We start from the raw sequence: 20,193 nt of genomic DNA, 5'->3' as shown, positions 1-20,193 counted from the left end.
ATCCGAGGCTCAGGCCCGGGCGCGGAGGTCCTTGCGCAGGATCTTGCCCGATGCGGACTTCGGGATCGCGTCGATGAACTCCACCATGCGCACCTTCTCGTGCGGGGCGACGTGTGCGGCGACGTGCGCCTTCACGCCTTCCTCATCGAGCTCGGCGCCTGGCTGCAGCACCACGAACGCCTTCGGCACCTCCTGGCCGTCCTCGTCCGCGGCGCCGATCACGGCGGCGTCGGCGATCGCGGTGTGCTCGAGCAGCACGGCCTCCAGCACGGCGGGCGCGACCTGGTAGCCCTTGTACTTGATGAGCTCCTTCAGGCGATCCACGATCCGGAACACCCCGCCGGCGGTCACCGTGGCGACGTCGCCGGTGTGCAGCCAGCCGTCCGCATCCAGCATGTCGGCGGTCGCGTCGGGGCGGTTGAGGTAGCCCTTCATGACCTGCGGTCCGCGGATGAGCAGCTCACCGGGCTCGCTCGTACCCTCGGCCGGCACGACTACGTCGGATCCGTCCTCGCCGAGCAGGCGCGCTTCGGTGTTCGGGATCAGCAGCCCGACCGAGGAGAGGTCGATGTCGTCGCGCTCGACCGGGATCGTGTGCGTGACCGGGCTGGTCTCGGTCATGCCGTAGCCCTGCCGCACGGTGCAGTCCAGCCGCTCGGCGACCGCGTGCGCGAGAGCGCCGTCCAGCGGAGCGGCGCCCGAGAACACGACCTTGACCGCGCTCATGTCGTATTGCGCGACGAGCGGATGCTTGGCGAGCGCGACGGCGATCGGCGGTGCGATGAACAGCCAGCTCGTGCGCTGCTCCGCGATGATGCGCAGGAATTCGACCAGGTCGAACTTCGGCATCGTGACGAGCGTGGCGCGCAGCCGCACGGCGAGGTTGAGCAGCACGGTCATGCCGTAGATGTGGAAGAAGGGCAGCACGGCGAGGATCCGGTCCTCGTCGTTCAGCTCGATCGAGACCGTGCTCTGCGCGACGTTGGCGACGAGGTTGCGGTGCGTGAGCATCACGCCCTTGGGGCGCCCGGTGGTTCCGGAGGAGTACGGCAGCACGGCGACGTGCGTGGCCGGGTCGAACGTGATCGCCGGGGCGTGGTGGCCCTCGGAGAGCAGGTCGCGCAGCGAGGGGTGGCCCTCGGCGCCGTCGAGGACTATGAGCTGGTCAGCGGGCAGACCGAGCTGCGCGGCGGCGGCCTCGGCCTGCGGCAGCAGCGGGCTGACCGTGATGAGCCAGAACGCGGACGCGTCGCGCAGCTGGTTCGCGATCTCGTCGGCCGTGTAGAGCGCGTTGATCGTGGTGGCCGTCGCGCCGGAACGAAGGATCCCGTGGAACACGGTCGCGAACGCCGGCACATTCGGGCAGAGCAGGCCCACCGCGTCGCCCACGCCGATGCCGCGTGCGGCGAGGGCTCCGGCGAAGAGGTCGATCTGCCCGATGAGCTGGCGGTAGGTGGTCTCCGCTCCGGACATGCCGTCGACCAGCGCGACACGGTCGAGGTCGTGCTCGGAGATGTCGCCGAAGAGATACTCGTGGATCGGGACCGCGGGGATCTCGACGTCGGGGAGGATGCTGCTGACCATGGGATCTCCTTCGATCTCGGTCGCGTGCGGTCGGGCACCGCCGTCGCTTGCGATTCAGTGTCGCACAATATGGGACTGAGTGTCAGGGTCCTTTTGGGGTGACGATGAAGCCGGGCTGATCCGTCCCGTCCTGCCGGTGTGGTGCGTTCCTGCGAGCCCGCCTCTGCGGTTCGCTGGTCGCGAAGTGCGGTCAAGCGGGCGTGACAACGACACTATGCGACCAGTGAGCAGAACGGCACTGGGTACCCTTGATCCGTGCGCATCCGTCTCGACATCGCCTATGACGGCACCCACTTCCGGGGCTGGGCGAAGCAGCCGGGTCTGCGGACCGTGCAGGGCACGATCGAGGACGCGCTCGCCCGCATCGTCGGGCCCGCGGCGGCCATCGAGCGCGGGAACGGATCCGACTCCGCGACCAGCGGCGGATCGGCGACGCCGGGGGAGAAGACGGGCCTCGGCCCGCGGCTCGTCGTCGCCGGACGCACCGACGCCGGCGTGCACGCCACGGGGCAGGTCGCGCATGTCGACCTCGACGAGCAGCAGTGGGCCCGCGTGGCCACGCGCAACGGGCGGGGAGCGTCGGATCCGGCCGGGTCGCTCGCGGCGCGGATCCGCGGGGTGCTCGGGCACTACCCCGACGTCACTGTGTCGCGCACCGCGCTTGTGCCGGAGGGCTTCGACGCGCGCTTCTCGGCGGTGTGGCGCCGCTACCGCTATCGCCTCGCCGACGCCAGGGCCGGCTACGACCCGCTGCTGCGCCACGACACCACGACGATCAAGGGCACCCTCGACGAGGGCGCCATGGACGCCGCCGCACAGACCCTGATCGGCCTGCACGACTTCGCCGCGTACTGCAAGCCGCGCGACGAGGGCACCACGATCCGCACGCTGCTCGACTACCGCTGGACGCGCGATGCGACCGGCGTGCTCGTGGCCGAGGTGAAGGCCGACGCGTTCTGCCACAGCATGGTGCGCGCGCTGGTCGGCGCGTGCGCGGCCGTGGGGGAGGGGCGCCTCGAGATCGCCGACCTCGCCCGCCTGCGCGACGAGCTCACCCGCACCAGCGCGTTCAAGGTGCTCGCCGCGCGCGGCCTCACGCTGACCGAGGTCGGCTACCCCGCCGACGAGTTGCTCGCCGCTCGCGCCGCGCAGACCCGCAACCGCCGCGACCAGGACGACTGAACCGGATCCGGATCCGTAACACCCTGTGAATACTGCGCGCCCGCCCAGCGAGTCAGGAGCGCGCGCGGGTAGCGTGGAGGCGTGCGGATCATCTCCTACAACCTGCGCAAGCATCGCGCCGCGCATGAGCTCGACGATCTCGTCGACGCCCATGACCCCGACGTGCTGTGCCTGCAGGAGGGCGACACCGCGTCGCTGCCGGAGCGGGCCGGGGGACTGGTGCTCGCGCACACCACGCAGCGCAACCGGCTGGGCCTTGCGATCTACTACCGCTCCAGCGCGTTCCGTCTCGTCGACATGGCGGCGGTCTCCGTGAAGAAGTCGCTGCACGATCACGTGCTCCGCCCCGCGCACGAGCGCCTGCTGGGCGTACGGCTGCGTGACATCGACGCCGGCCGGGACTTCCTGGTCGCATCGCTGCACGCCGCCCCGCTCACCGCGCGCAACGCGCTGCGACGGGACCAGATCCGCGCCGCGCTGTCGGAGCTCTCGGAACTCGGCTGGGGCCTGCCGCAGCTCATCGTCGGCGACTTCAACTACCCCGTGTTCAAGGAGCGGCTCAGCGAGCACATGCGCGATGTCGGGTACGAGCTGGTCATGAGCGACCAGCACACGTACACGCGGTACCGGGTGTTCCGCGGGTTCTACGACTTCGCCGCGGCGTCGGGGTTCGTCGTGGAGTCGGTGCGCACTCTGCCGCAGGGGGAGTCGGACCACCTGCCGATCCTGGTGACGGCGACCCCGAAGTAGGGGCCTCGCCGGGCGCGCGGGCCCGTTCAGTGGTCGCGTATTGCGGCATTGACGCGATCTAAACCGCAATCTGCGACCAGTGAACGCAAGGTGAGGGGATCCACGGGCGGCAGCGCACGACACGGATCCCCGCGATCTACTGGGCCAGACCCAACCGTTCACCGGTTCGTCGCCGACGCGTCGTCCGGATGCAGGGTGCCGGAGAGGCGGATCCGGTGATGTGGCCTCATGCGGATGTCTGTGATCGGCTGCGGGTATCTCGGGGCCGTGCACGCGGCGGCCATGGCGTCGATCGGCCATGAGGTGATCGGCATCGACACGGATCCGACCAAGATCGCCGCGCTCGCCGCAGGACGCGCCCCCTTCTTCGAACCGGGGCTGGACGAGCTACTGGCGAGCAGCGTGGCGAGCGGGCGGCTGAGGTTCTCGGCCGACATCGCCGATGCGCGTGACGCGCAGGTGCACTTCCTCGCCGTGGGCACCCCGCAGCAGCCGGACTCCTCCGCCGCAGACCTGCGCTTCGTGCACGCGGCGCTCGATGCGCTGCTTCCGCACCTGCAGCCCGGCGACGTGGTGGCAGGCAAGTCCACGGTGCCCGTCGGCACCGCCGCGTTGCTCGCCAGGCGCGTGGCCGAGACCGGTGCGACCCTGGTCTGGAACCCGGAGTTCCTGCGCGAGGGCTGGGCGGTGCACGACACACTGCGCCCCGACCGGCTCGTGGTCGGCGCTGCGGCGGACGCCGACGGGGCGCGCGCCACCGACATGCTCCGCGAGGCATATGCGGATGCGATCGCGAGTGGCAGCCCGTTCCTGGCCACCGACCTGGCCACCGCCGAGCTCGTGAAGGGCGCGGCCAACGCCTTTCTCGCCACGAAGATCTCGTTCATCAACGCGATGGCGGAGATCGCCGAGGCGTCCGGCGCCGACGTCACGCTGCTCGCTGACGCGATCGGCCACGATGAGCGGATCGGCCGGCGCTTCCTCGGCGCGGGGATCGGATTCGGCGGCGGCTGCCTGCCGAAGGACATCCGCGCGTTCGCGGCGCGCGCGGAGGAACTGGGACGCGGGGCGTCGGTGGGTTTCCTCCGCGAGGTCGACGCGATCAATCTGCGTCGCCGAGAGCACGCCGTGCGCCTCGTGATCGACGCGTTCGGCGGCAGCGTGGTGGGGCGGCGCATCACGATGCTGGGCGCCGCGTTCAAACCGCACAGCGATGACGTGCGCGACTCGCCGGCGCTCGACGTCGCCACGCGGTTGCGCGGGCTGGGTGCGAAGGTGACGGTGACGGATCCGGAGGCGATCCCGAACGCGAAGCGCCTGCATCCGCAGCTGAAGTACAAGCGCGACCGCGACGAGGCGATCCGCAAGGCGGAGGCTCTCGTGCTCGTCACGGAGTGGGACCTGTACCGCCGCGAGCTGACCCCCGCGCACGCCGCGTCGCTGACCCCGGGACGCATCGTCGTCGACGGACGCAACTGCCTGGATCCGGCCGCGTGGCGCGCCGAGGGGTGGACGTACCTGGGCATGGGGCGCCCGTAGCCCGCGCGCAACGAAGATGGCAGGGCCGCCGGATCCGCCGCACCTGTCGCACGCGCCGCAACCGCGGCCTCGTGAGGCCAGTACCGCTTTGTCGATAGAGTCGAGTACCGCGTCGACGTGGGAAAGGCGGGGACAGATGCCCGACGATGACCTGCCCCCGAACGGGGTCGGCACCGCAGGAGCTGCGAACGGCGAACGCCTGCAGCCCGGCGACGGAGGTGCCTTCGATCTCTCTGCGCTCTTCTCGCATGAGCACGACGACGAGCGGGCCGCCGGCGAAGGCCATCACGACGACGTGGGGATCCTGTTCGCGGATCCGACGCCGGCGCAGCCGCGTCCGATGGCCCCGCAGAGTGAGGTCGACGACCTGCACCTGACGCCCGCGACCGCTCTCATCGACACCGCCGAGGGACACCTCTTCGACGAGGCTGAGATCGAGGCGCATCCTTACACGCACGCGTTCCCCGCGCCTCTGCCCGCGCGTCCCGAGCCGCAGCACGCCCAGAGCTACGGGTTCGCCCGTCCCCAGGCGATCGCGATGGCGGTGGGACTCGTGATCACGGCCGCCGGCGCCGGCTGGGCCCTCGCGACTCCGGCCGCGTCCTCGCCCGTGACCGTGCAGGCGTCTCCGAGCGCGACGGTCGATCCTGAGCGCGTGGCGAAGGTCAACGATTCGGTCGACGCGCTGGCTGGAGCGGTGGCGGCCGCACAGACCCGCGCCGATTCGTTCACGGGGCCGCTGGCGGCCATGGCCGGATCCAGTGACGAGTCCGCACGGCTCGCCGCCGAAGCCGCGCGTCAGGCCTATGTCGCCGCCATCGCCGCGGTGAAGGCGCCGAAGCCGGCCGGCAAGAGCGCGACCAACACGTCGCTGGACCAGCTCGAGCGCGACGTCGCGGCAGCGAACGCGTCCCTCACCGCCGCGAATGCAGGGTTCCGCGGAGCGATCACCACGTTCCGACAGTCGATCCCGCCGTTCGCCGCGGCGGCCGTGGCCGACAACCCCGACGCCGCGGAGCCGTTCCGCATCGCGGTGACCGATACCGCGGCAGCCGCGGCGGCTTCGGATCCGTTCGGCCCGACGCCGTTCGCCGCCATGGAGGCCTGGCGCAACGCGCTCGCCGCCCTCATCGCCGACCAGGCGCGCGCCGTCGCGGAGGCGGAGTCGAACGGATCCGGCGGATCTGGCGGATCCGGCGGCACCGGAGGTACGGGCACGGACGGCGGAACCACGACGGAGCCGACCACGCCGCCGACGGAGCCGTCCTCGCCGCCGCCGACCACCGATCCTCAGCCCACCGGTCCGCCGATCATCCTGCCGACGCCGTGAGCCTCAGCCGCCGATCGCCGCACCGGAACGGAGGTTGGAGACGAACCTCCGGACGTCTTCGTGCAGAGCGGGGCGGGCTCCTTCGAGCGGATGCTCGTCGTCGATGATCTCGCCTAGGCGCTCCAGATCCGCGCGGATGACGTGCTCGGCCCGGCGAAGACCCCACGACTCGAACTCCGCCTGGAGGTCTTGCAGCGTGATCGCCGAATGCCGATACTCGCCGTTCACGGCGAGGGCGAGCCGCCCGGATGTTCCCTGGACAGCATGCGGGACCATGTCGTACGCCGGTGCCAGTCGGGTCTCGCCGTCCTCGAGATGCAGCAGGCCAAGATTCTTGGCGTGCATGTCGAGGTTGCCGATCGCCACGGCCAGCGTCGTCATCGTCGCGAGCCGGCGCAGGTCGCGGGCGGACGTGTGGCGTTGGAGGGTCGTGGCGACACGGGCAAGACTGACAAGGCCGCCGAACTCCTGATACTTCTGATTCGCTCCGGCGCCCAGCGCCTGGTTGAAGTCCTCCTGGTGGATCCGTCTTCCGCCCTGACGATCGAAGCGCTCGATCACGAGGGTGTTGATCCCCGCGAAGTCCATGATCCGGGTATCGAACGAGGCGACGTCGAGTCGGCGCGCGAGCCGCGATCCATACTCTTCATCGAAGACGACTGTCGGGTGCGCGTCGAGTTGCGGCTTGAGGATATGGGTGGTGGGGTGTCCGCCGAGTGCTTGGGCCCAGCCCTCGGCGGTCCTGGTCAGGGCGATCTTGGGTTGCACTCCGCCGAGAGACGTCCGGCCTTGTTGCACGGCGTTGCCGAGAGGTGCTCCCATCGGATCTTGGAGAAGAGCACGGATCTGCTCTGCGTCGACCTCTCGCAGGGACGGCCTGCGAGGTTCCGACGGATCGTCGAGATCCCAGATCTGCAGAGCACCGGCGACATCGCGGCCGAAACGCGCGAGGAAGGCCGGTGTGTCCCCGCGACGGAGCCCGGCTTGCCCGAGCATGAAGTCGTACTGGTCTCCCTCAGGCAGCAACTCGGCGAACCAGTTGCGTCGGCGGGACGCATGGTCGCGTCGCTGGGCGGAGACGAGAGGGATCGCGACGGAGAGCGCGGTGCTGTTGCTGCCGAAGTGCTCCAGGGCCGTAGCTGAGGCGTGGAAGTCGAAGGTGCGGGCGCTGCCCTCGAGCGTTCCGATCATCGTGTCGTAGAGTTCAACCGCGAGGCGCATCGTCGTCCCAGCTCGCGGTGAATTCGAGGCCTGTCGTGCGTGCCATCTCGAGCAGCCGTCGGAGCAGGATCGTGGATTGACCGCTTTCGATCGCGCTGATGGTGCTCTGCGGCACGTCGAGTTCGGCGGCCATCTGGGTCTGCGTGAGTCCTCGTGCGAGACGCGCCTGCTGGAGTGCGAGTCCGAAGTCGGCGGGCGCTCGCAGGCGGGCGCTGTGCCGTGTCATAGGGGCTCCTCGTGTCCGCGGATCGTGAAAACACGATACACCCGCGGTATCGCAATTTCTAGATATGGCTGCCTTATCGCGAAATCACGATAGGGTAGTCCGGGCCCGCCGATCGCGGATGGCGTTTCGGGGCACGGGGAATCGCATTTCGGGATCGATGAACGGACCTGGGTCCGCCTGAGGCGGACGCCCCTCGCGGGTCTACTCCTTCGCGGGCGTGCACCCCGGGGCGTCGATCGTGACGGGCGTGGCCTTCACCATCGGGGTGTGGCGCACCTCGAGCGGGCCGTACGCGCCGGCCGGAGCGCTGAACGTCGCCACGACGGTCGCGGTCTGCCCGGGTGCCATGAGCACGTTGACCTTCGCCACGGTGCGGCCCAGATGCGGCTGCCCGGATACGCCCACGGGCTGGCCATCGACGGTGACGCCCGTGAGAGTGGATCCGACCGGTCCGTACAGGTACACGTCCGTGGAGGCGTGCCCCTTGGGGAAGAAGAGGCCGGGGTCGACGTACGCCGGCAGACCGGGGACCGCGGCCGGATCGAGCGTGTTCTGCAGCGTGACCGTGCTGGAGAACGTCGGTGCATCGGGCTTCTGGCATTGCGTGCTCGACACGGCGACGCCCATCTGCATGTAGTAGTCGAGTTTGCTCGCCGTGAGGTCGTCGACGTAGACGCCGAGGTCGGTGGTCTTGGTGTTGTCGCTGGGCATGTTGCCGCCCACCGGGGTGCCCGCCAGCATCTTCGCCTGCGCCTCGTCGCCGGGGGAGTACATCAGGCGCCCCTCGTTCGAGGCCTGCACCAGTGCGGTCAGCAGTGTCTTGGGGTCGGCGTGCGTGGTGAGGAGCGCGTCGAACACGCTCCTGGCGGCGGCCGCGAAGAAGGCGTCCTGCGTGGCGGGGTCCGGATACTTCGCGTACACCTCGTTCAGCAATAGCGGCACGGCGTTGTCAGCCGTGATGGTCTCGCCGAACGGAGTGGGCATCGTCACCGGACCGATGGCGCGCAGCAGGTAGCCGAGGGCGACCGGATCCATCGACGCGACGGCATCGACGGGGGTGCCGTATGTTTCCGCCCACCAGGCGCGCACGATCTGCGCGGTCTCGCTGAAGTCGGGGGAGAGCGTGGCGTCCTGGATGTAGCGGCCGATCTTGTTGCCGTAGAGGGCCTCGGTCTCGGGGTTCAGCGGGATGATCGGATCCGGCCGGCCGTTCTGAAAGTCCGTGGAGTTGGCCTGCTGCGTCACGGAGATCTTGCCGTTCTCCGCCGTCAGCATCGTGATCGCGGCGGGGTTGCCGCCGGTGCCGCGCGACTCGGCGTTGTTCTGGAAGATCAACAGGTAGTGCTGCGGGCCGTCGGCGCCCAGGGCCTTCGGCAGGATCGTGAGCGCGTTGTGGATCGGGGTCACGGCGGGCTCGATCTTCGCTATTGCGGCGTCGAGCTGGGCGACGCCCGAGGCGACCTGGGGTAGGAGGGCGGAGCGGTCGAGCGTGTCGAGGGCCGTCCGGATCCGTGTGACGCTCTTGTTCGCCGTCTCGATCGTGGCGGCGAGTTTGGAGAGGTTGGCGACGTCGATGCCGCCGTCTTTCGGCATCAGCGCCTTCAGGTCGATCGCCGTGAGCGGCGTGATCGCGTTGGTGACGAGGTCGTTGACGGATCCGGCGACCACGCGTGCGGCCACGAGGTTCGGCCCGGCCACCGGCACCCACTCCGCGCTCTTCCACAGTCGGCCGGTGGTCTCCTTCTCCGCGGCGGCGGTCAGCTGGGAGATCTGAGCGATCGTGGTCTTGGCGCCGGCGGTGTTGCCGTCGAGCATCTGCTGCTGCACGGTGTCGACGAGCGGGATCGCCTTCTCGAGGTCGGCCTTCGCCGCCATCGCGTGCCCGTACAGCTGCTTCGCCGCGAGGAATCCGCCGATCGCGAGCCCGATGAGCACGAGCAGGATCGCGATCGGCACCCAGAACCGCGCGCTCTTCAGGAGAGGGCGACGGTATCTCTTCTTGGATTTCTCGTGCTCGGGATCCGCGTCGACGAGAAGACGTGCGAGTGTGCCGTCCGATTCGGGTGAAGAGTTCTCGGGAGCCGGGCGCGCCCCACGTTCTTCGTGTCGGGATGGCACGGTGCGAGTCTAGGGATCCGGCGGGCTGCAAGCCATGGTCGCGCGGCGTCGATTTGGCCACAGTCGCAAACGCAGGCGGCGACTCCGCGTTGCACCGGCTGGGCCTGCAGGCAGCCGCGTGATCGTACGAAATGCGAACGAAAAAAGTACACGAGGCGTCACTTTCCGGACAATGTCACTCGGCGTTCTCACAGGTATGGGATCCTGGAGACACAGGGGGAGTGGTTCGGGGCCCTGCTCCGCGCCTCGGGATGGCTGACGACGAGCGTCCGCGCATGGACGCGTCGCAGAGACGATGAGGGGGGATCTGCGGTGCAAAGCGGTATCCGAGAGGCACCTGTCGCAAGGGCGACCCGCGAGATGGTGACCCGGCAGCGGCGCCGACGCTGGGTGGCCGCGCTGGACGCCTGCGCGTGGGTGCTCGGAACGTTGCTCGCCGTCGGCCTGCGCCTCGACTTCGGCATGCCCTTGTCGGGGTGGATCGCCACGCTTGCGCTGGGCGCCGTCGCCGCTGCGCTCCAGCTGATCGTCGGTTATGCGCTCGCGTTGTACCGAGGCCGCTATCCCTATGGTTCTTTCAGCGAGGTGTGGACGATCGCTCTCATCGTGGGCGGGATCACCCTGATTCTCTCCTCGGTCGTCATCCCGTCCGGGAACATGGTCGGCCTTCCTCGCGCAACGGTCCTGCTGGCCGGGCCGTTCGTGCTGCTCCTCATGTTCGGGGTGCGCTACCTCGCCCGCCTGACCGTCGAGCGTTCCAGGAAGCCCTCGAGCAGTGCTGAGCGAACCCTTGTGCTCGGTGCGGGGTATCTCGGAGACCGCCTGTTGCACACGATCACCACCGACCCCGGTTCGCCGATCCTCCCCGTCGGGCTGATCGACGATGACCCTGCCAAGAAGAACCTGCGGCTGCGCGGGGTGCCGGTGCTCGGTCGCCGCAGCCAGCTCGCCGAGATCGCGGAACGGACCGGCGCCACGAGGTTGGTGATCGCGCTCGGCAACGCCGACAGCGTGCTGATGCGCGAGCTCAGTGACGCAGCGGACGCGGCCGGCATGAGCGTGTCGGTCACGCCCACCATCACCGACTACATGCTCGACGGGCATGCCACGGTCGACGTGCGCGACATCGAGATCGAAGACCTCATCGGTCGCCACCCGGTCGACACCAACGTCGAACTCATCGCCGGCTACATCACCGGCAAGCGTGTGCTCGTGACGGGCGCGGGCGGATCGATCGGATCCGAACTTTGCCGTCAGCTCGCGAAGTTCGGTCCCCGTGAGCTGATCATGCTCGACCGGGACGAGACGGGCCTGCAGACGGCTCAGCTCGGCACGGCCGGCAACGGCCTGCTCGACAGCAAGGACGTCGTGCTGGCCGACATCCGCGACGAGGCGGTGCTGAACGCGATCTTCGACGAGCGTCGGCCCGAGGTGGTCTTCCACGCGGCGGCCCTGAAGCACCTGCCGATGCTCGAGCAGTATCCGGACGAGGCCTGGAAGACGAATGTCATCGGTTCTCTGAACGTGCTGCAGGCGGCACGCCGGGTCGGCGTGAGCCACTTCGTCAACATCTCCACCGACAAGGCCGCGAACCCGACCAGCGTGCTCGGGCACTCCAAGCGGGTCGCCGAGAAGCTCACCGCCTGGGCGGGCGAGCAGACCGGCATGCAGTATCTATCGGTGCGCTTCGGCAACGTGATCGGCAGCCGCGGATCCATGCTTCCGACGTTCCAGCGTCTGATCGCCGACGACAAGCCGATCACGGTCACGCATCCAGACGCGACCCGGTACTTCATGACGATCCCCGAGGCATGTCAGCTCGTGATCCAGGCGGGCGGCATCGGCCGTGCCGGCGAAGTGCTCATCCTCGACATGGGCGAGCCCGTCTCGATCCTCGAGGTCGCCAAGCGCATGATCTCGATGTCGGGCAAGGACATCGACATCGTCTTCACGGGCCTCCGGCACGGAGAGAAGCTGCATGAGGACCTGGTCGGAGCTCGAGAGAACCTCGAACGGCCCTTCCACCCGCAGATCTCGCACGCGCACGCCGACACGATCAGCCCTGAGCGGCTCGACAAGGCAGGCTGGGAAGCGCGGATGAAGGCGGTGCCCCGTATCAACGACACGGCGATCGTCGACCGCATCGTCGTGGAACACGCTGTCAACGACTCGACGCGCATCGCGCAGGAGGCCTCCTCGAATGGCTGAACGGATCTACATGTCCTCCCCGGATGTCACGGAACTGGAGGAGCAGTCGATCATCTCCGCGATCCGTTCGGGCTGGATCGCTCCTCTCGGCCCTGATGTCGATGCGTTCGAGTCGGAGCTCGCGGCGCGACTCGATGTCGCGCACGGTGTCGCCCTGAGCTCGGGAACCGCTGCGCTGCACCTGGGGCTGCTGACCCTGGGAATCAAGCCCGGAGACATCGTCGTGACGTCGACCATGACGTTCGCCGCGACGACCAACGCGATCGTCTACACGGGTGCCGAGCCCTACTTCGTCGATGCTGATCCGCAGACGGGGAACATGGATCCCGCGCTGTTGCGAGAAGCCCTGACAACCCTGCGCGACGCGGGTGAGCACGTCGGGGCGGTCGTCCCCGTCGATCTGCTCGGCAAGGCGGTGGACTACACGGCGATCCTGGCGATCGCGGATGAGTTCGGCGTTCCCGTTCTCGCCGACGCGGCGGAGTCACTGGGTGCATCCCACGCGGGACAGGCCGCGGGCAGTTTCGGGCGAGCGTCGATCGTCTCGTTCAACGGGAACAAGATCATGACGACCTCGGGCGGCGGGATGCTGCTCACTGACGACGCTGACTTCGCGCACCACGTGCGATATCTCGCGACGCAGGCGCGACAGCCCGTCGTGCACTACGAGCACGTCGATGTCGGCTACAACTACCGCATGAGCAACCTGCTCGCGGCGCTGGGCCGTGCACAGCTCTCACGGCTCGATGCCATGATCGCGCGTCGTCGTGAGATGCGGGAGCTCTACAAAGAGCTCTTCGCGACCGTCGATGGGGTCGAGGTCTTCGGCGCGGATGGTGACGAGTGCGACAACGTGTGGCTCACGTCGATCCTGGTCGACGAGAAGCGCACCGGCTGGGCTCCGTCTGACCTCTCTGCGGCGCTCGCAGCGGATGACATCGAGAGCCGGCCGCTCTGGAAGCCGATGCACAAGCAGCCGGTGTTCGCCCACCTTCGCGGCAGCATCAACGGCACCTCGGAGAAGCTGTTCGAATCGGGCCTCACCCTGCCCAGCGGGTCCGCGTTGACCGAGCCGCAGCGGGCTCGTGTGGTCGAAGGCATCAACGCCTTCGTCGGAGGGCGCTGAGGCGTGGCACGCGGCAGCCGAACCTACGACGTCCTCAAGCGCTTCCTCGACATCGTGGCGTCCGTCGTGGCGCTCGTCCTACTGTCTCCCGTGCTGGCGATCGTCGCCATGATGGTGGCTATCCGCCTGGGCAGGCCGGTGCTGTTCGTGCAGCCGAGACCGGGCAAGGACGGCCGCATCTTCCGGCTGCGCAAGTTCCGGTCGATGCGCGACATCGACGAATCCAAGGGGCTCGTCAGTGACGCGGATCGGCTGACGGCCTTCGGTCGCAAGCTGCGCTCTACCAGCCTCGACGAGCTGCCTTCGCTGTGGAACGTGCTCCGCGGCGATATGAGCGTTGTCGGACCACGCCCCCTGCTGGTCGAGTACCTTCCGAAATACACCCCCGAGCAGGCGCGACGGCACGAAGTCCGTCCCGGAATCACCGGTCTGGCCCAGGCCAGCGGCCGCAACGCTCTCAGCTGGGAGGACAAGTTCGCCCTCGATGTCGAGTACGTCGATCACCGTAGTCTGGAGTTGGATGCCCGCATCATCCTCGCGACCTTCCGCTCCGTGATCGCGCGAGACGGCATCTCGGCGGAAGGGCAGGCGACGATGTCGAAGTTCGGGGAAGCGGATGGCTGACGGCATCATCGTCATCGGAGCCGGCGGATTCGGTCGAGAGACGCTTGACGTCATCGAGGCGATCAACGCCGTCACCCGGGACTCCGTCTGGGATGTCATCGGAGTGGTGGACGACGCGCCCGCCGAGATCCAGATCGAGCGGCTGCGTGACCGCGAGATCCGTCTCCTCGGAGAGATCGAGGCGAATCGCGAGCTTTTCGACGGCACGCACTACGTCGTGGGCATCGGTTCACCCAGCGTCCGGACTCGTATCGCGGAGAAGGTGGAAGCGTGGGGGGCAAAGCCTGCAACACTGGTGCACCCGGGCGCGGTGGTCGGGACGCGCGTAGTGATTGCGGCGGGCTCGGTGGTGTGCGGAGGTGTGCAGATCTCGACGAATGTGCGCTTGGGTAGTCATGCGCACGTCAATCCAGGGGCGGTCATCGGACATGACACCGCGCTCGACGAGTTCGTCTCGGTCAACCCGGGCGCGGTCGTCTCGGGAGAGGTTCTGGTGGGAGCTCGCGTATTGATCGGAGCCGGCGCAGTCGTGCTCCAAGGGCTCGCTATCGGCGACGATTCAGTCATTGGCGCTGCCGCGTGCGTGACGAAGGGCGTGCCTGCCGGTGTCGTGGTCGTGGGAGTCCCTGCTCGACCCGTAGAGCGCGAGGGCGTCTCGTGAGAGTGCTCGTTCTGTCGCAGTACTTCACTCCGGAGCCGGTGCCGATCCCCGCGGAAGTCGCTGAGTCACTCAGCAGCAGGGGCCATTCGGTGCGCGTGCTGACCGGATTCCCAAACTATCCGGCCGGAGCCCTCTACGAGGGCTACCACCAGAAGCGTGGTCACCGGGAACAGCACGGAACGTTCGAGGTACTCCGGGTCCCGATGATCATCGACCATTCGCAGAATGTCCTGAAGCGAATGACCAACTATGCGTCGTTCGCGTTGTCGGCGCTCAGCGTCCGTCGGTTCTCCAAGGACGCCGACGTCGTCTATGTCTATGCCACCCCGATGACGGCCGCTATCCCCGCATGGGTCTGGCGGCTCACCTTCCGAGTGCCCTTTGTGCTCCATGTTCAGGACTTGTGGCCCGACTCCGTTCTGGGCTCCTCGATGGTGGGAGAAAGAGGGGCTCGGCTGATCAGTCGAGTGCTCTCGCCTTGGCTGCGCAGCATGTATCGCAAAGCCGCCGCGGTCATCGGGATTGCTCCGACGATGGTGTCGACGTTGATTGAACGAGGGTCGCCTGCTGCGACGACGACCCTCATCTACAACTGGGCCGGTGACGCCGGTGACGCCGGCGACGTCGTCGACCGACCCGTTCGGGATGGTGCCCCAGTCCGAGTGGTCTATGCGGGCAACGTCGGCGCGATGCAGGACCTCGGGACCGCGATCAGGGCCGCGCATGCCGCGAAGGATGCCGGCGTTCACCTTGAGATCGTCGGGGACGGCGTCGCGCGTGAGGGCCTGCAAACGTTGGCAAGGGAACTGGGCGCGGAGAACGTCTCGTTCCACGAACCTGTACCGCGTGATCGGATGCCGGAGATCTACGACCGCACCGATGTGGCGTTGGTTTCCCTCAAGGACCTGCCCGTGTTCCGTGGCACGATCCCTTCCAAGTTCCAGGGAGTGCTCGCAGCGGGTCTGCCTGTCCTCACGACGGTGCAGGGCGATGTCCGGGACTTCGTTGAAAGGCACGGTCTCGGGTTCACGGCTGACGCGGAAGACGTCAGCGCGCTCGAGTCGTCAATGCGTGCTGTCGCGGCGAGCTCCGCAGAGGAACGCGGACAGATGGCGGCGAGTGCAGTGCGCGCATACCGCGAGAGCTTCACCCGAGAATCGGGCATGGACAGAATCGAAAATGTGCTCCTTGAGTCAGCACGAAGAAAGGGCGGGCGGAGATGACCGGGTCGTACGACGGAGCGAAGATTCTCGTGACGGGTGGAACGGGGTCATTCGGGCACACAGTCGCCCGGAAGCTGCTCGAGAGCGATGTTGCTGAGATCCGGATCTTCAGCCGCGACGAAGCCAAGCAGGATCTGATGCGGCACGAGGTCCGTGACACTCGGCTTCGCTTCTACGTCGGTGACGTGCGCGACTTCGACAGTGTCGAGCGGGCGACCCGGGACGTTGACTTCATCTTCCATGCAGCTGCGCTCAAGCAAGTGCCGTCCTGTGAGTTCTTCCCGATGGAAGCTGTGCGCACAAACGTGCACGGCAGTGAAAACGTCGTGCGCGCCGCAGATCGCAATGGCGTCAAGTCCGTTGTCTGCCTCAGCACCGACAAAGCGGTCTACCCGGTGAATGCCATGGGGATGTCCAAGGCGATGATGGAGAAGGTCGCCCAGTCGTACGGGCTGAACAATCCGCACGCCGCTACCACGGTCTCTTGCGTGCGGTACGGCAACGTCATGTACTCGCGCGGCTCGGTGATTCCGCTCTTCATCAATCAGCTGAAGTCCGGCAAGAACATCACCGTGACCAATCCGGAAATGACGCGATTCATGATGTCTCTGGCGCACTCGGTGGACTTGGTCGAGTTCGCGTTCCACAACGCACACCAGGGCGATCTGTTCGTGCGTAAGGCCCGAGCGACCTCCATCGCGACGCTCGCACAAGCCGTGCTGAATCTCTTCCGCTCGTCCGCCCGCATCGAAGTCATCGGCACCCGGCACGCCGAGAAGCTCTCAGAGGCGCTCGCCACCAGGGAGGAGCTCTCCCGCGCGCACGACATGGGGGACTACTTCCGTGTCGCCGCCGACAATCGGGATCTCAACTACAACCTCTACTTCGAGGAGGGCAACGTTGAGCAGCACAGCTTCGAGGATTACGACTCGCACACCGTTGAGCAGATGGAGGTCGAAGCAGTCGAACAGTTGCTGTTGACCCTGCCTGAGGTGCGCCGTGAGCTGGCGCTTGCGGGTATCGATGCGGAGACGGAGCACAACGCGTGAGCAAGATCGCTCTCACAGGCGCCAATGGCTTCCTAGGGTGGCACACGCGAGCCGCTGCGCACGCGGTCGGCGATGAGTTCGAGTCGATCCAGGTCGGCAATGACTTCGACGTGGCTGAGGCTGCGGCAGCTATCGATAGCAGCGAACGCGCGCTCCACATCGCGGGCATCAATCGTGGGTCCGATGAGGAGGTCTCGTCAGGGAACATTCAGTTCGCTGAGCAGTTCGCCGCAGCATTGCGTGCCGCAACGCAGCCGCCGTCGGTCGTCGCCTTCGCGAACTCGACTCAGGCGGACAATGGCTCCGTCTATGGCGACGCGAAGAGCCGTGCGGCCGGCATCATCGCCGCGGCAGCTGATGACATCGGCGCCGAGTTCCAGGACCTGTGGTTGCCGAATCTCTTCGGCGAGCATGGGCAGCCCTTCTACAACGCCGTGACTTCCACGTTCTGTCACCTCCTCGCTCACGGCGAGGAGCCGATCGTGCAGCAGGACCGTGAGCTGACGCTGCTGCACGCGCAGGACGCGGCTGACCTTCTCCTTGGCGCCATCTCGCGGGAGGAGAGCAGAACGAAAGAGCGACGAGAGTTCGTCTCTGGACTGCTGCACCGCCTGAAGGAGATCTCCGTGCTCTACGCCGCTGGGGAGATCTCCGACGTCAGCACCGATTTCGGACGAGATCTCTTCAACACCTACCGGTCGTTCACGTTCCCTCAGCATGCGCCGGTTCGGTTGCAGCGCCATGCAGATGCACGAGGCTCCTTCTTCGAGATCATTCGCTCTCATGGTGGCGACGGGCAATCCTCGTTCTCGACAACCGTCCCGGGTATCACCCGAGGCGATCACTATCACCGTCGGAAGATCGAACGGTTCACCGTCCTGTCGGGAGTCGGTCGGATCTCTTTGCGCCGGCTGTTCACGAGCGAGGTGATCTCGTTTGACGTCTCCGGAGACGAGCCCGCGGCGGTCGACATGCCGACAATGTGGGCGCACAACATCACGAACATCGGATCCGAGACGTTGTACACGTCCTTCTGGACCGACGACATCTTCGACCCTCAGAACCCCGACACGATCGCCGAGGTGGTATGACAATGACCGAAAAGCTGAAAGTGCTGACCGTCGTCGGCACGCGTCCGGAGATCATCCGGCTGTCTGCCACGATCAAGCTCCTGGATGAGCACACCGAGCATGTCCTTGTGCACACCGGGCAGAACTACGACTACGAGCTCAATGAGGTCTTCTTCGAAGATCTTGGTCTGCGTAGGCCGGACCACTTCCTGGAGGCAGACACATCGTCACTCGGGGCGGCTCTTGGATCGATTCTGACCAAGATCGAGAAGGTACTGATCGAGGAGCGGCCGGACGCCTTCCTCGTACTCGGGGACACCAACAGCTGCATCTCTGCTGTCATGGCCAAGCGCATGCGTATCCCGGTCTTCCACATGGAGGCAGGGAATCGCTCGTTCGACGAGAACGTTCCTGAAGAGACCAATCGGCGCCTTGTGGACCATGTCTCGGACTACAACCTCGTCTACACCGAGCACGCTCGCCGAAACCTTCTCGCCGAAGGGATCCATCCTGCTCGGATTCTGTTGACGGGCTCTCCGATGCGTGAGGTCCTGGAGCAGAACCGCGCACAGATCGATGCGAGTGACGTGCTCGAGAGGCAAGGACTCACCGCCGGCGGGTACTTCCTGGTCAGCCTGCACCGGGAGGAGAACGTGGACAACCCGGTGCGACTGAGTGCGGCGCTGGACGCCCTCCAGGCACTTCGCTCGGAGTATGGACTGCCCATTCTCGTGTCGACTCATCCGCGCACGCGGAATCGCCTCGAATCGTTGCCGGAGACTTCGAAAGACGGCATCGTCTTCCATCCTCCCTTCGGGTTCCACGACTACTGCAAGCTGCAGCTGGAAGCGCGTCTCGTTCTATCGGACAGCGGCACCATTAGTGAGGAAGCCAGCATGCTCGGTTTTCCTGCAATCACGATGCGGGACTTCATCGAGCGGCCTGAGGCGCAGGACGCGGGAGTGATCATCACCGCCGGCGTGACTCCGGGCAGCGTGCTTCAGGCGGTTGCGCTGCGGCTGGCTGGCCAGGCAACGGACTCTCGGGCAATTCCCGTCGGGTACGAGGTTGGCGACACCTCGTGGCGGGCTACGTCGTTCATCGTCTCGTCGGCGCACTCGCATCGAGCGCGTCTGGGGCTTCATGCTTGACGAGGGTGGGCAGCTGGTCTCGATCCTGTCTCCGATCTTCAATGAATCTGCCCATCTCGAGGAGATGATCGAAAGCGTCCTGTCACAGTCGTACACGCAAATCGAGTTGATCCTCGTCGATGACGGATCTACCGATGACACCGTCGAAAAGGCTAACGCGGCCAGCCGCCGTGACCAGCGGGTGCGTGTCATCAGTGAGGGTAAGCTCGGTAAGGTCGAAGCCTTCAACCGCGCGTTCGAGGCATCGCGGGGCACTGTGATCCTGCTCCTGGGCGGCGATGACGTCCTGCCGCCCCGTTCGATCGAAGTCCGGGCGAAAGCGGTTCTCTCAGCGCGGTCGGTGGACACTCCTCGCGTGGCCGCCTATGCCCGATTGAGGACCTTCTCTGACGATCCGAAGTTTGATGGACAGATCATCCCCCGCGACTCGCGACGAGGCTCGCGATCTGGCGGGACGATTGCAATGTCGCGAGAGCTGGCTCAGAACGCATTCCCGATCCCAGCCGCCTTGGTCGCAGAGGACCTGTGGATCGGCGGCATCGCGGGATCCGTGTCGGACGTACAGCTCGACATTCCGGAGATCGTCCTGAACTACCGCATCCATGCCGGGAACTCGAACCCGCGCGGACAGGACTTCGCCCGAATGACGGAATCGATGCACGCCCGCATGCGCGCCTACCACCTCCTTTCGGAAGTCACCGACCTGCCCGTCGCGCCCGCGGATCGACGGCGGTTCGCGATCCTTGCCGCGGTCGAGGACGAGCGATATGCGGGTCGGACTCTGCGAGTCCTGATCCACAGAGGTGCGTCATGGAGCGTCCGGCTACGAGCGGCATCGATGGCTTCATCGCCGCTCTTTGCCTTGCGTACCCGCCTCTTCAAGCTCTTCTCAGGATGGTGAGCCCCGAGCACGGCTGGCCGGGCACAGCGAGTCCCCACGCCGTCGGGCATGAGTCCTGTCTGTTGATGGAAGCGACGCCGGGCAATGCACGAGAGAGAGGCGAAACAGGCGCTGAGCTAGACTGGAAAGAACGTCCCTCGGAACAACGAAGGAGCGGGCACCGTTGATGAGCGCGGGAGTCATGCGAGTGCTCGAAGCAGGCAGTCAAGCAGGTGCCGTGAAGGAGACCT

The 20,193-nt window shown here is 66.8% G+C and carries 17 protein-coding genes; 13 read left to right on the top strand and 4 right to left on the bottom strand.

From position 1 onward, the window contains the following. Positions 1 to 9: 9 nt before the first annotated feature. On the bottom strand, positions 10 to 1,584 hold the full coding sequence (locus tag AC1DCT_RS07520) for an AMP-binding protein (RefSeq protein WP_477428361.1): 1,575 nt from the start codon (positions 1,582 to 1,584) through the stop codon (positions 10 to 12). Positions 1,585 to 1,839: 255 nt separating this feature from the next. On the opposite strand from AC1DCT_RS07520, the gene truA reads away from it, so the two are divergent. The 4 genes from truA to AC1DCT_RS07500 all read left to right on the top strand — a co-directional run bounded on the left by truA (position 1,840) and on the right by AC1DCT_RS07500 (position 6,385). After that, complete coding sequence (gene truA, locus AC1DCT_RS07515; RefSeq protein ID WP_477428359.1) at positions 1,840 to 2,766, top strand: tRNA pseudouridine(38-40) synthase TruA; 927 nt, start codon at positions 1,840 to 1,842, stop codon at positions 2,764 to 2,766. Between the two features lie 81 nt (positions 2,767 to 2,847). Continuing rightward, complete coding sequence (locus tag AC1DCT_RS07510; protein WP_233312345.1) at positions 2,848 to 3,516, top strand: endonuclease/exonuclease/phosphatase family protein; 669 nt, start codon at positions 2,848 to 2,850, stop codon at positions 3,514 to 3,516. Positions 3,517 to 3,744: 228 nt separating this feature from the next. Next, positions 3,745 to 5,055 carry a UDP-glucose dehydrogenase family protein gene (locus AC1DCT_RS07505; protein ID WP_477428358.1) on the top strand — a complete coding sequence of 437 codons (1,311 nt, stop codon included), beginning with the start codon at positions 3,745 to 3,747 and terminating at the stop codon, positions 5,053 to 5,055. Positions 5,056 to 5,191: 136 nt separating this feature from the next. After that, positions 5,192 to 6,385 (top strand): hypothetical protein, encoded by a 1,194-nt coding sequence (locus tag AC1DCT_RS07500; RefSeq protein ID WP_477428356.1) that lies wholly within the window; start codon positions 5,192 to 5,194, stop codon positions 6,383 to 6,385. 3 nt (positions 6,386 to 6,388) lie between these two features. Here the strand turns inward: AC1DCT_RS07500 and AC1DCT_RS07495 are convergent, their stop codons facing one another. The 3 genes from AC1DCT_RS07495 to AC1DCT_RS07485 all read right to left on the bottom strand — a co-directional run bounded on the left by AC1DCT_RS07495 (position 6,389) and on the right by AC1DCT_RS07485 (position 9,950). Further along, positions 6,389 to 7,606, bottom strand: coding sequence for a type II toxin-antitoxin system HipA family toxin (locus AC1DCT_RS07495; protein ID WP_477428354.1), 1,218 nt, complete (start codon positions 7,604 to 7,606; stop codon positions 6,389 to 6,391). Further along, positions 7,590 to 7,832 (bottom strand): helix-turn-helix domain-containing protein, encoded by a 243-nt coding sequence (locus AC1DCT_RS07490; RefSeq protein WP_477428352.1) that lies wholly within the window; start codon positions 7,830 to 7,832, stop codon positions 7,590 to 7,592. Before AC1DCT_RS07490 ends, AC1DCT_RS07495 begins: the two co-directional genes overlap by 17 nt. Positions 7,833 to 8,033: 201 nt before the next feature. Further along, positions 8,034 to 9,950, bottom strand: a complete 1,917-nt coding sequence (locus tag AC1DCT_RS07485) for a DUF4012 domain-containing protein (protein ID WP_477428350.1) — start codon at positions 9,948 to 9,950, stop codon at positions 8,034 to 8,036. A 360-nt stretch (positions 9,951 to 10,310) separates the two neighbouring features. On the opposite strand from AC1DCT_RS07485, the gene AC1DCT_RS07480 reads away from it, so the two are divergent. From AC1DCT_RS07480 to AC1DCT_RS07440, 9 genes are read left to right on the top strand one after another with little or no spacing between them, the layout of a single operon-like run. Then, entirely contained in the window at positions 10,311 to 12,158 is a 1,848-nt protein-coding gene (locus AC1DCT_RS07480) for a polysaccharide biosynthesis protein (RefSeq protein ID WP_477428348.1), read from the top strand. Next, positions 12,151 to 13,284 (top strand): DegT/DnrJ/EryC1/StrS family aminotransferase, encoded by a 1,134-nt coding sequence (locus tag AC1DCT_RS07475; RefSeq protein WP_477229663.1) that lies wholly within the window; start codon positions 12,151 to 12,153, stop codon positions 13,282 to 13,284. Before AC1DCT_RS07480 ends, AC1DCT_RS07475 begins: the two co-directional genes overlap by 8 nt. 3 nt (positions 13,285 to 13,287) lie before the next feature. Then, the gene (locus AC1DCT_RS07470) at positions 13,288 to 13,908 is read left to right on the top strand and encodes a sugar transferase (protein ID WP_477229662.1); all 621 of its coding nucleotides are present in this window, start codon (positions 13,288 to 13,290) and stop codon (positions 13,906 to 13,908) included. Continuing rightward, positions 13,901 to 14,569, top strand: coding sequence for a NeuD/PglB/VioB family sugar acetyltransferase (locus AC1DCT_RS07465; protein WP_477428346.1), 669 nt, complete (start codon positions 13,901 to 13,903; stop codon positions 14,567 to 14,569). Before AC1DCT_RS07470 ends, AC1DCT_RS07465 begins: the two co-directional genes overlap by 8 nt. Continuing rightward, positions 14,488 to 15,792, top strand: a complete 1,305-nt coding sequence (locus tag AC1DCT_RS07460; RefSeq protein WP_477428344.1) for a glycosyltransferase family 4 protein — start codon at positions 14,488 to 14,490, stop codon at positions 15,790 to 15,792. Before AC1DCT_RS07465 ends, AC1DCT_RS07460 begins: the two co-directional genes overlap by 82 nt. Further along, the gene (locus AC1DCT_RS07455; protein ID WP_477428342.1) at positions 15,789 to 16,841 is read left to right on the top strand and encodes a polysaccharide biosynthesis protein; all 1,053 of its coding nucleotides are present in this window, start codon (positions 15,789 to 15,791) and stop codon (positions 16,839 to 16,841) included. The genes AC1DCT_RS07460 and AC1DCT_RS07455 overlap by 4 nt, the downstream gene beginning before the upstream one ends. Further along, entirely contained in the window at positions 16,838 to 17,932 is a 1,095-nt protein-coding gene (locus tag AC1DCT_RS07450; protein ID WP_477229658.1) for a polysaccharide biosynthesis C-terminal domain-containing protein, read from the top strand. Before AC1DCT_RS07455 ends, AC1DCT_RS07450 begins: the two co-directional genes overlap by 4 nt. Beyond that, positions 17,929 to 19,062 carry a non-hydrolyzing UDP-N-acetylglucosamine 2-epimerase gene (wecB, locus tag AC1DCT_RS07445; RefSeq protein WP_477428340.1) on the top strand — a complete coding sequence of 378 codons (1,134 nt, stop codon included), beginning with the start codon at positions 17,929 to 17,931 and terminating at the stop codon, positions 19,060 to 19,062. The genes AC1DCT_RS07450 and wecB overlap by 4 nt, the downstream gene beginning before the upstream one ends. Further along, positions 19,055 to 19,963 carry a glycosyltransferase family 2 protein gene (locus AC1DCT_RS07440; protein WP_477428338.1) on the top strand — a complete coding sequence of 303 codons (909 nt, stop codon included), beginning with the start codon at positions 19,055 to 19,057 and terminating at the stop codon, positions 19,961 to 19,963. The genes wecB and AC1DCT_RS07440 overlap by 8 nt, the downstream gene beginning before the upstream one ends. Positions 19,964 to 20,193: the final 230 nt, after the last annotated feature.

It is taken from the genome of Microbacterium sp. 10L49 (genome assembly GCF_056395125.1).
The sequence above is the reverse complement of the archived record's forward strand: the minus strand, read 5'-3'. Positions and strand labels throughout refer to the sequence as shown.

Coding starts and splice junctions, on each gene's coding strand:
- AC1DCT_RS07520 (WP_477428361.1), bottom strand. CDS start 1,584: ATGGTCAGCAGCATCCTCCCCGACGTCGAGATCCCCGCGGTCCCGATC.
- AC1DCT_RS07505 (WP_477428358.1), top strand. CDS start 3,745: ATGCGGATGTCTGTGATCGGCTGCGGGTATCTCGGGGCCGTGCACGCG.
- AC1DCT_RS07500 (WP_477428356.1), top strand. CDS start 5,192: ATGCCCGACGATGACCTGCCCCCGAACGGGGTCGGCACCGCAGGAGCT.
- AC1DCT_RS07495 (WP_477428354.1), bottom strand. CDS start 7,606: ATGCGCCTCGCGGTTGAACTCTACGACACGATGATCGGAACGCTCGAG.
- AC1DCT_RS07490 (WP_477428352.1), bottom strand. CDS start 7,832: ATGACACGGCACAGCGCCCGCCTGCGAGCGCCCGCCGACTTCGGACTC.
- AC1DCT_RS07480 (WP_477428348.1), top strand. CDS start 10,311: ATGGTGACCCGGCAGCGGCGCCGACGCTGGGTGGCCGCGCTGGACGCC.
- AC1DCT_RS07475 (WP_477229663.1), top strand. CDS start 12,151: ATGGCTGAACGGATCTACATGTCCTCCCCGGATGTCACGGAACTGGAG.
- AC1DCT_RS07465 (WP_477428346.1), top strand. CDS start 13,901: ATGGCTGACGGCATCATCGTCATCGGAGCCGGCGGATTCGGTCGAGAG.
- AC1DCT_RS07455 (WP_477428342.1), top strand. CDS start 15,789: ATGACCGGGTCGTACGACGGAGCGAAGATTCTCGTGACGGGTGGAACG.
- wecB (WP_477428340.1), top strand. CDS start 17,929: ATGACAATGACCGAAAAGCTGAAAGTGCTGACCGTCGTCGGCACGCGT.
- AC1DCT_RS07440 (WP_477428338.1), top strand. CDS start 19,055: ATGCTTGACGAGGGTGGGCAGCTGGTCTCGATCCTGTCTCCGATCTTC.